This is a genomic window from Streptomyces sp. NRRL F-4489 (assembly GCF_001509485.1).
GTDB lineage: Bacteria > Actinomycetota > Actinomycetes > Streptomycetales > Streptomycetaceae > Streptomyces.
Genome location: NZ_LLZI01000063.1, coordinates 1 through 10137 on the forward strand (window position 1 = coordinate 1; position 10137 = coordinate 10137).

At 74.2% G+C, this 10137-nt stretch carries 10 protein-coding genes; all 10 read left to right on the forward strand.

Annotation, left to right across the window (positions count from 1 at the left end):
* Positions 1-284: 284 nt before the first annotated feature.
* Genes ADL22_RS07685 through ADL22_RS07730 form a run of 10 tightly spaced genes read left to right on the forward strand, consistent with a single transcriptional unit; the run spans position 285 to position 10031 of the window.
* Positions 285-686, forward strand: a complete 402-nt coding sequence (locus tag ADL22_RS07685) for an NADH-quinone oxidoreductase subunit A (RefSeq protein WP_066975053.1) — start codon at positions 285-287, stop codon at positions 684-686.
* The gene (locus ADL22_RS07690) at positions 677-1354 is read left to right on the forward strand and encodes an NADH-quinone oxidoreductase subunit B (RefSeq protein WP_066975056.1); all 678 of its coding nucleotides are present in this window, start codon (positions 677-679) and stop codon (positions 1352-1354) included. Before ADL22_RS07685 ends, ADL22_RS07690 begins: the two co-directional genes overlap by 10 nt.
* On the forward strand, positions 1351-2337 hold the full coding sequence (locus ADL22_RS07695) for an NADH-quinone oxidoreductase subunit C (RefSeq protein WP_079063920.1): 987 nt from the start codon (positions 1351-1353) through the stop codon (positions 2335-2337). The genes ADL22_RS07690 and ADL22_RS07695 overlap by 4 nt, the downstream gene beginning before the upstream one ends.
* Positions 2334-3299: a complex I subunit 1/NuoH family protein gene (locus tag ADL22_RS07700; RefSeq protein ID WP_066975057.1), complete on the forward strand. Its 966-nt coding sequence runs from the start codon at positions 2334-2336 to the stop codon at positions 3297-3299. The genes ADL22_RS07695 and ADL22_RS07700 overlap by 4 nt, the downstream gene beginning before the upstream one ends.
* Complete coding sequence (locus ADL22_RS07705) at positions 3299-3928, forward strand: NuoI/complex I 23 kDa subunit family protein (protein ID WP_066975059.1); 630 nt, start codon at positions 3299-3301, stop codon at positions 3926-3928. The genes ADL22_RS07700 and ADL22_RS07705 overlap by 1 nt, the downstream gene beginning before the upstream one ends.
* On the forward strand, positions 3925-4515 hold the full coding sequence (locus ADL22_RS07710; protein ID WP_066975062.1) for an NADH-quinone oxidoreductase subunit J: 591 nt from the start codon (positions 3925-3927) through the stop codon (positions 4513-4515). Before ADL22_RS07705 ends, ADL22_RS07710 begins: the two co-directional genes overlap by 4 nt.
* Positions 4515-4910, forward strand: a complete 396-nt coding sequence (gene nuoK, locus ADL22_RS07715) for an NADH-quinone oxidoreductase subunit NuoK (RefSeq protein WP_066975065.1) — start codon at positions 4515-4517, stop codon at positions 4908-4910. The genes ADL22_RS07710 and nuoK overlap by 1 nt, the downstream gene beginning before the upstream one ends.
* On the forward strand, positions 4907-6904 hold the full coding sequence (locus ADL22_RS07720) for an NADH-quinone oxidoreductase subunit L (protein WP_066975067.1): 1998 nt from the start codon (positions 4907-4909) through the stop codon (positions 6902-6904). Before nuoK ends, ADL22_RS07720 begins: the two co-directional genes overlap by 4 nt.
* Positions 6905-6921: 17 nt before the next feature.
* Positions 6922-8496, forward strand: coding sequence for a complex I subunit 4 family protein (locus ADL22_RS07725; protein ID WP_066975073.1), 1575 nt, complete (start codon positions 6922-6924; stop codon positions 8494-8496).
* Positions 8496-10031 carry an NADH-quinone oxidoreductase subunit N gene (locus ADL22_RS07730; protein ID WP_066975069.1) on the forward strand — a complete coding sequence of 512 codons (1536 nt, stop codon included), beginning with the start codon at positions 8496-8498 and terminating at the stop codon, positions 10029-10031. The genes ADL22_RS07725 and ADL22_RS07730 overlap by 1 nt, the downstream gene beginning before the upstream one ends.
* Positions 10032-10137: the final 106 nt, after the last annotated feature.

The following is a 10137-nucleotide window of genomic DNA, read 5'->3' on the forward strand; positions in this document are numbered from 1 at the left end:
CACCCCCGACCCCACCGGGCCCGTACGGAGCCGCCCCCACCCCCTGACACCGACCCGGCATCCCGCCATCCAGACGCCTCGCGTCCGCTGGCTGAGACAGTCCATGAGACAAGCGGGTCCGCCGTCTACGCTGCCGGCCACCCATCACGGGCGAAGTGGGGACAACCCCGGCCATCCGGGAAGACGCGCCTGGTGGGCGTCTCCGGGGCAGGGCCTAGACTCCCGTCCGTACAGATCGTGTAAAAGTCGTTTCAAGAAACGCAGTCAGGGAGCGAGGGGCGGACGTGCCGGACGCGACCGTACGCACCACCGTCGCCGCGGACTATTTCCAGGGCTATGCGGCCGTCGGGATCATCGCCGTGGTCGGGGTGCTGTTCGTCGCCGCGGCCTTCGGGGCCGGGCGGCTGCTGCGCCCTGTCGTGCCCACGCCCGAGAAGCTGCTGACGTACGAATGCGGTGTCGACCCGGTCGGCGAGGGCTGGGCGCACACCCAGGTCCGCTACTACGTCTACGCCTTCCTCTACGTCGTCTTCGCCGTCGACTCGATCTTCCTCTTCCCCTGGGCGACGGTCTTCGCCGCGCCCGGCTTCGGCGGTGTCACGCTGGTGGAGATGTTCGTCTTCCTCGGCTTCCTCGCCATCGGCCTGCTCTACGCGTACAAGAAGGGCGTCCTGGAATGGACGTGAACCCCGCCTCCGCCGCGTCCGCCTCCGCCTCCGCCGCGCCCGCCGCCCCGGCGCCCGTCCCGCTGCCGGAGCCGCGGCGCCTCGGCGCGCTGTCCCGGCTCGCGCCCGAGCCCATGAAGGTGGTCCTGAACTGGGGCCGCCGCTACAGCCTGTGGGTCTTCAACTTCGGCCTGGCCTGCTGCGCCATCGAGTTCATCGCCGCGTCCATGGCCCGGCACGACTTCATCCGGCTCGGCGTGATCCCGTTCGCGCCCGGTCCCCGCCAGGCCGACCTGATGGTCGTCTCCGGCACCGTCACCGACAAGATGGCGCCCGCGGTCAAGCGGCTCTACGAGCAGATGCCGGAGCCGAAGTACGTCATCTCCTTCGGCGCCTGCTCCAACTGCGGCGGCCCCTACTGGGACTCGTACTCCGTCACCAAGGGCGTCGACCAGATCATCCCGGTGGACGTCTACGTCCCCGGCTGCCCGCCGCGCCCGGAGGCGCTGCTCCAGGGCATCCTCAAGCTCCAGGAGAAGATCGCCCGGGAGTCGCTCGGCGAGCGCTACGGACAGGCCGGCCGGCCGTCCGCGGCCGCGCTCCGCAGCGGCCTGGTGACCCCGCCGCCCGCACCGGGCACCCCCGGGACCGCTGGGACCCCGGGGACCCCTGGGGAGGAACCGCGATGAGCGACCAGCCCGAGCAGCAGCCCCAGGAGCAGGCACCGGCACCGGCACCGGCACCGGCCCCGGAGCAAGCCCCCGTCGGCTGGCTGCCCGCCCCCGCCGCCCAGCTCTTCGGCCCGGGCGCGGCGGCCGAGCTGGCGTACGGCCTGCTGACCGTCGACGTGCCGGCGGACGCCTGGACCGCCGCGCTGACCGCCGCCCGCGACGACCTCGGCTGCACCTACTTCGACTGGCTGAGCGCCGTCGACGAGCCCGGCACCGGCTTCCGGATCTGCGCCCACCTCGCCGACGTGAGCCGCCCCGGAACGGTCCGCCGGCTGGTCGTACGGACCACCGTGCCGCACGACGCGCCCGCGCTGCCCACCGCCGTGGGCGTGTTCGCGGGCGCCGGCTGGCACGAGCGGGAGACCCACGAGATGTTCGGCGTGGACTTCACCGGCCACCCGCACCTGGTGCCGCTGCTGCTGCCGGAGACCTTCGAGGGCCATCCGCTGCGCAAGGACTTCGTGCTGGCGGCCCGGGTCGCCAAGGCGTGGCCGGGCGCCAAGGAGCCGGGGGAGTCCGAACACGGCGGGCCCAAGCGGCGGCAGATGCTGCCGCCGGGCGTGCCCGACCCCAACGAATGGGGGCCGCTCAAGGGCCAGTTGCCGCCCGCCCCGGCCCGTCCGGCGCGCGGTGCGCGGGCGGCGGGGGCGGCGGGCGCCGCGGCCGAGCGCCCGGCCCGGCGCACCCGCAGCGTGAGCGCCGGCTCGGCCAGCCAGCAGGCGGCCGCCACCGGCGACACCGCCGCGCCCAAGGCCCCCACCGCCCCGCGCTCCACCGACGCCCCCTGGCACCGCCCGGCCCCCGGCACCACCCCGGAACGGGAACAGGACCGCACCCCGGAAGCTCCCCAGGCCGCGCCGAAGCCCGACCCCAAGCCCGAGCCCGACCACAAGCCCGAGCCCCCCCAGGCCCCCGACCCCGAAGGAGGCGACACCCCATGAGCGACACCCTCGCGCTGGTGCTGCGGGTCCTCGCCGTCTTCGTCGTCTTCCTGGTCTTCCCGCTGGTCATCGGCCAGACCGAGCACAAGGTCATGGCCCATATGCAGGGCCGCCTCGGCCCGATGTACGCGGGCGGCTTCCACGGCTGGGCGCAACTGGTCGCCGACGGTGTGAAGTTCGCGCAGAAGGAGGACGTCGTCCCGGCCGGCGCCGACCGGCGGATCTTCCAGCTCGCGCCCGCCGTCGCGCTGCTGCCGTACCTCCTGGTCATGGTCGCCATCCCGGTGGGCCCGCACAACGCCGTCGGGCAGGCCCTCGACGCGGGCGTCTTCTTCGTCCTCGCCGTGATGGGCGTCGGCGTGCTCGGCTCGCTGATGGCCGGCTGGGCCTCGGCGAACAAGTTCTCCCTGCTCGGCGGCTTGCGCACGGCCGCCCAGCTGCTCGCCTACGAGCTGCCGATGCTGCTGGCCGCCGCGTCCGTCGCGATGGCCGCCGGCACCCTCTCGCTGCCCGGCATCCTCGACGCCTTCCACTGGTGGTGGGTGCCGTGGCAGATCATCGGCGGGGTGGTCTTCTTCACCGCCGGGCTGGCCGAGCTCCAGCGGCCGCCGTTCGATATGCCGGTCGCCGACTCCGAGATCATCTTCGGCGCGTACACCGAGTACACCGGCCTGCGCTTCGCGCTCTTCCTGCTCGCCGAGTACGCCGGCATCGTCGTGCTCAGCGCGCTGACCGCGGTGCTCTTCCTCGGCGGCTGGCACGGCCCGTTCGGCGCCGCCGGCCTGGGCTGGCTGTGGACGCTGGTGAAGACCGTGGCGCTCTGCTTCGTCGTCATCTGGCTGCGGGTCACCTATCCGCGGCTGCGCGAGGACCAGCTGCAGAAGCTCGCCTGGACCGTCCTGATCCCGCTCGCGCTCGCCCAGATCGCCCTCACCGGCATCGTCAAGGTGGTGATCTCCTGATGTCCCGCCCGTCGCACGACCACGACGCCGCCACGACGCCCGCCAAGCGGTCCCGCGGAATCCCCGGTTCCGGCCTGGCCAAGGGCCTGGCCGTCACGCTCCGCACGATGACGCGCAAAACCGTCACCGCGCAGTACCCGGACGTCCAGCCCGACCTCCCGCCCCGCACCCGCGGCGTCATCGGGCTGTTCGAGGAGAACTGCACGGTCTGCATGCTCTGCGCCCGCGAGTGCCCGGACTGGTGCATCTACATCGACTCCCACAAGGAGACGGTGCCGCCGGCCGCCCCCGGGGGCCGGGAGCGCAGCCGCAACGTCCTGGACCGCTTCGCGATCGACTTCGCGCTGTGCATGTACTGCGGGATCTGCATCGAGGTCTGCCCGTTCGACGCGCTGTTCTGGTCGCCGGAGTTCGAGTACGCCGAGACCGACATCCGCGAGCTGACGCATGAACGCGACAAGCTCCGCGAGTGGATGTGGACGGTGCCCGAGCCGCCCGCCCTGGACCCGGCTGCCGAGGAGCCCAAGGAGATCGCCGCCGCCCGCAAGACCGCCGACAAGCTCGCCGCCCAGCAGGCCGCCGAAGCGCAGGCCGCCGGCACCGACAATCCACAGGAGGAGGGAACGTGACGCTCGCCGCCGCCGGCCACGGCTTCCTCTCGCCCACCGGCGTCGAGATCGCCTTCGTCCTCGTCGGCCTCGCCACCCTCGGCGCGGCCCTGGTCACCGTCACCTCCCGGCAGCTCGTCCACGCCGCCCTGTGGCTGGTGGCCGCGCTCGGCGGGGTCGCCGTGGAGTACCTCCTGCTCACCGCGGAGTTCATCGCCTGGGTGCAGGTGCTGATCTACGTCGGCTCGGTGGTGGTGCTGCTGCTCTTCGGGCTGATGCTCACCAAGGCGCCCATCGGGCCGTCCCCGGACGCCGACTCCGGCAACCGCTGGGCCGCGCTCACCGTGGCCGGCGCGTCCGCCGCCACCCTGGTCTGGGTCGTCGCCGACGCCTTCCGCACCACCTGGATCGACCTCGGCGGGGCCGCCCAGGGCTCCTCGGAGGTCTCCGGGCGCAGCCTGTTCCGCTACTGGGTGCTGCCCTTCGAGGCGCTGTCCGTGCTGCTGCTCGCCGCGCTGGTCGGCGCGATCGTGCTGTCCCGCCGCGGCGGGGAGAAGGGCGCCGCCGAGGCCGTCGCGCCCGGCGCCGCGGGGGAGGAGCGGGACTGATGCACCTCGTCTACCCGGCCGTGCTGGCCGTCCTCCTCTTCTGCACCGGCCTGTACGGCGTGCTCGCGCGCCGCAACGCGATCCTGGTGCTGATGTCCGTCGAGCTGATGCTCAACGCCGTCAACCTCAACCTCGTCGCCTTCGACGTCTGGCTGCGGGACACCCTGCACGCCGGCCAGGCCCTGACCCTCTTCACCATCGCCGTCGCCGCCGCCGAGATCGGCATCGGGCTGGCGATCGTGCTGCTCGTCTACCGCAACCGCGGCAGCTCCGACATCGACCGCCTCCGCGACCTCGCCGAACGCCCCGCCGGACCCGCCGGCCCGGGCGCCGGCGACGGCGCGGACGGGGCGCGGCGGCCGCGGCCGGACACCGGGGCGGAGGCCACCGCGTGACGCTCACCACCACCGCCGTACTCGTCCCCCTCCTGCCCTTCCTCGGGGCCGCCGCCGGCTTCCTGCTGGGCCGCCGCTCGCCCGGCTTCGTCCGGCCGCTGGCCGTCCTGCCGACGCTCGCCTCGGCCGTCCTGACCGTCGCCGTCGCCGCGGGCCAGGGCGCCGGACCGGCCACCGACGTCGCCACCCGGCTCACCCCGACCGGCTCGCTCCCCATCGACCTGGCGCTGCACATCGACGGCTTCGCCGCGCTCATCGCCGTCCTCGTCGGCGTGGTGGCGACCTGCGTGCAGATCTACTCCACGGCCTACCTCCGCGACGACCCGCGCTACCCGTCCTACGCCGCGCTGGTCTCGCTCTTCACCTCCGCGATGCTGCTGGTCGTCTACACCGGCGACCTGATGGTGCTGCTGGTCGGCTGGGAAGTGATGGGCATCTGCTCGTACTTCCTCGTCGGCCACTACTGGGAGACCGAGGCCGCCCGGTCCGCCTCCCTCAAGGCGTTCCTGGTCACCAAGCTCGGCGACGTCCCCTTCCTCTTCGGCATCTTCGCGCTGGCCGCCGACACCGGCACCTTCCGGATCACCGGCATCCTCGGCCACATCGCCCGGGACGGCCTGCACCACCCGACGCTGATCGCGCTGCTGCTGCTGGCCGGCGTCGCGGGCAAGTCCGCGCAGTTCCCGCTGCACACCTGGCTCCCGGACGCGATGGCCGGCCCCACGCCGGTCTCCGCGCTGATCCACGCCGCGACGATGGTCGCCGCCGGCGTCTACGTCGTCGCCCGCCTCCTCCCGGTCTTCGCCGCCTCCGCGGCCGCGCTGGTCGTCCTCGCCGTCATGGCCGCGGTGACCATGGTCGGCTCCGCCCTGGCCGCGCTGGCCCAGGACGACATCAAACGGGTGCTGGCCTATTCGACCGTCGGCCAGCTCGGCTACATGACCGGCGCGCTGGCCGTCGGCGACCGCGGCGCCGCCGTCTTCCACCTCCTGTCGCACGGGGCGTTCAAGGCCCTGCTCTTCCTCGGCGCGGGCGTGGTCATCCACGCCGCGGGCACCAACTCGCTGGCCGCCATGTCCCGCACCGGCGGCCTGGCCCGGCGGATCCCGGACGCCTTCTGGACGCTGACCGTCGCCCTCCTCGCGCTCGCCGCGATCCCGCCGTTCGCCGGCTTCTTCTCCAAGGAAGCCGTCCTGGGCGCCGCCGAGCACGCCGCCACCGGCCACGCCGCCGGCATCCCCGGCGCCGCCGGCTGGACGGTCTTCCTCGCCGGTCTGCTCACCGCCCTCCTCACCGCCGCCTACGCCACCCGGCTGTGGCTGCTCGCCTTCCGCGGCACCGGCCCCGAGGCCGCCGACCACGGGAAGCAGCCGCTCGCCATGACCGCCGTGCTGTGGGTCCTCTTCGTCCCCACCGTCGGCTTCGGACTGGCCGCCCCCTTCCTGCCCGCGTGGTTCGACGGGCGCTCGCTCACCCCGACCGCCACCACCTCCGTCCTCGGCACCGGCGCCGCCCTCATCGGCGGCCTGGCCACCTACGCCGCCTGGCGGCACACCACCGCCCGCGCCGCCCGCGCCCCGCTCGGCGCGGTGGCCGCCGCGCCCGACCTGTCCCCGGCGGCCGCCGAGGAAGTCGCCATCGACGTCCACACCCCGGCCTACGGCGACATCGCCGGCGCCCCGGACCCGGCCGACCCCGGCCGGCTCCTCCTCGGCCCGCTGCACCGCCACGCCGCCGCCGGCTTCCACCTCGACGCCGTCTACACCGCGCTGTTCGTCCGGCCCGTGCGCGCCGCCGCGACCCTGGTCCGCTTCCTGGACCACGCGGTCGTCGACACCTACGTCAGCGGCGCCGGCGCCGCGCCCCGCTGGCTGGGCGCCGCCGTCCGCCGCGCCCAGACCGGGAACGTGCAGACCTACCTCGGGGCGCTGCTGGCCGGTGCGCTCGTCCTGGCCATCGCCGCCGTCCTCGTCGCTACGGGCACGGGAGCCTGACCGTGAACCACACCGCCATGCAGCTCCTCCTCGCGGGCTCCGTCGTCCTCCCCCTGCTCGGCGCGCTCGCCGCGCTGCTGCCGGCCCCGCCCGGTCTGAAGGGGAAGAACCCCGACCAGGCCGTCCTGCGGCACGGGGTGACCGTCACCGCCGTGGTGCTCGCCGCGACGATCGCGCTGGCCGCCGGCTTCGACCACGCTCACCCGGCGCGTATGCAGGCCACCACGGACCTCAGCTGGATCCCGGCGCTCGGCATCCGCGTCCACCTCGGCGTCGACGGCATCTCGCTCCCCCTCCTCGTCCTGACCGCGCTGCTGACCTTCCTCTGCGCGCTCTACAGCTACTTCGTGATGCCCAAGGGCCCGTCCCCCAAGGCGTTCGTGGCGCTGATCCTCGTCCTGGAAGCCGGCACCCTGGCCACCTTCGCCGTCCAGGACCTGATGCTCTTCTTCCTGGCCTTCGAGACCGTCCTGATCCCGATGTACTTCCTCATCGCCCGCTGGGGCGGTGCCGGACGGCGCGCGGCGGCCTGGAAGTTCATCCTCTACACGCTGCTCGGCTCCGTCGTCATGCTGCTCGGCCTCCTCCTCATCGGGCTGAAATCCGGCACCTTCGACATGGTCGCACTCGCCACTGACAACGGCCCGAAAGCCCAGCTCAGCCACACCGTCCAGCTCCTCGCGGTGCTCGCCGTCGGCATCGGACTGGCCGTCAAGTCCCCGATGTGGCCGCTGCACAGCTGGCTGCCCGACGCGCACACCGCCGCCCCCACCGCCGGCTCGGTGCTGCTGGCCGGCGTGCTGCTGAAGATGGGCACCTACGGCTTCGTGCGGATCGCGCTGCCGATCACCCCGGACGGCCTGCACACCGTCGCGCCCTACCTGGGCGCGCTGGCCGCCGCCGGCATCGTCTACGGCTCGCTGGCCTGCCTCGCCCTGGTCCGCACCGGTGCCAAGGGCGACCTCAAGCGCCTGATCGCCTACAGCTCGGTCGGCCACATGGGCTTCGTCCTCCTGGGCATCGCCACCATGACCCCCACCGGCGTCAACGGCGCGCTGTTCGCCAACATCGCGCACGGCCTGATCACCGGCCTGCTCTTCTTCCTCGTCGGCGGCCTCAAGGACCGCCTGGGCAGCAGCGACCTGGACACCCTCTCGGGCACCACCGGCGCCGCCCTCTACGGCCGCGCGCCCCGCTTCGGCGGCCTGCTCGCCTTCGGGGCCGTCGCCTCCCTGGGCCTGCCCGGACTCGCCGGCTTCTGGGGCGAGATGCTGGCGATGTTCGGCGCCTTCCACCCGGCCGCCGGCCTCAGCCGCCCCGCCTTCCTGACGTTCATGGCCCTGGCCGGCCTCGGCACCCTGCTGACCGCCGCGTACCTGCTGCTGGTCGTCCGCCGGGTCTGCATGGGCGGCACCCTCACGGCCGGCGCCGCCCCCCAGGAGGCGGCCCCCGCCGTCCCCGACCTCGCGCGCCACGAATACGCCGCCTGGGGCCCCCTGGCCGTCCTCACCGTCCTCGCCGGACTGTGGCCCGCGGCCCTCCTCGGCCTCACGAACCCGGCCGTCCAGCAGCTCCTCGGAGGCGGTAAGTGATGAGTCAGGTCACCTCGCTGGTCCAGTCCGTCGACTGGCTCGCCATCGCCCCGCCCACCCTCACCGCGGCCACCGCCCTGGTGGTGCTGGTCGCCGACCTCTTCCTGCCCGCCGCCCGCAAGCCCCTGCTGGGCTGGGTTTCGACCGCCGGCCTGGCTGCCGCCGCGCTTCTGCTGCTGCCCCTCCTGGACGGCCACCGCCGCACCTTCTGCCTCACCGGCACCCCCCGGGCGTGCAGCTACGCGGCCGACCACTTCACGCTGGCCATCCAGTTCCTGGTCCTCGCCGGCGCCCTGCTGACGGCCCTGCTGTCCATCGACACCGTCAAGGACCACGGCCTGCCCGCCGGCGAGTACTGGTTCCTGCTGCTCTCCTCCGCCGCCGGGGCGGCCCTGCTGCCCGCCTCCCGGGACCTGGCCACCCTGGTCATCGCCCTGGAGGTCGCCTCGCTGCCCGCGTTCGCCCTGGTCGGCCTGCGCCGCGGCGACCGGCTCTCCTCCGAGGCGGCGCTGAAGTTCTTCCTCTCCTCGGTGGCCGCCACCGCCGTGATGCTCCTCGGGGTGAGCTTCGTCTACGCGGCCACCGGGAGCCTGCACCTGACCCGGGTGGCGCACGCCCTGGCCGCCCTCCCGGACCCCCGCCTGGCCACTCTGGCCGGCGCCGGCGTCGCGCTCACCCTGGTCGGCTTCGCCTTCAAGACGGCCGCGGCCCCGTTCCACTTCTGGGTGCCCGACACCTACGTCGGCGCGCCGCTGCCGATCGCCGCGTACCTCTCCGTCGTCGGCAAGGCGGTCGGCTTCTCCGGCCTGATCCTCGTCACCGTCCAGGGCTTCCCGTCCTACGCGCACGTGTGGGGCCCGGCGCTGGCCGTGCTCGCCGCGCTGACCATGACCGTGGGCAACGCCGCCGCGCTCCGCCAGGACCCCGCCCGCGACCGGAGCGCGATCCGCCTGCTCGCCTGGTCCTCCGTCGGCCAGGCCGGCTACCTCCTCGTCCCGATCGCCGCGGCCGGCTACGCCCACGACCCGGCGCACGCCATCGGCGCCACCGTCGCCTACGCCCTGATGTACGCGGCGGTGAACCTCGGCGCCTTCGCGGTCGCCGCCCTGGTGGCCCGCACCCGCCCCGCCAACCGCCTCGCCGACTACCGGGGCCTGTACCACCGCCGCCCCCTGGTGGCGCTCGCCCTCGGCTTCTTCCTCCTCTGCCTGGCGGGCCTGCCGCCGGGCGTCATCGGCCTGTTCGCCAAGGTCACGGTCTTCTCCGCGGCGGTCGACGCCGGCCTGGGCTGGCTCGCCGTCGTCATGGCCGCCAACGTGGTGATCGCGCTCTACTACTACCTCCAGTGGACCGCGGCCCTCTTCCGCCCCGCCGAGGCCCCCGCGGGCGAACCCGCCGAGGCCCCCGCCGGCCGCACCCGCGCCCCGGTCCCCGCCGCCCTGGCCACCGCCCTGGCCCTGGCCACCGCCCTCGGCGTGGTCCTCTCCGGCGCCCCGCAGCTGGTCCTCCGCTTCGCCGCCGGCGCCCTCCTGTAGCCGCGCGCGGGCGCGCCCGTACCCCGTACGGCCGCGCCCGCCGCCCGCCCACCAGCCCGCCGTGCCCGGCACCCGGCCCTGGCCCCCGCCCCCGACCGCCCCCTCC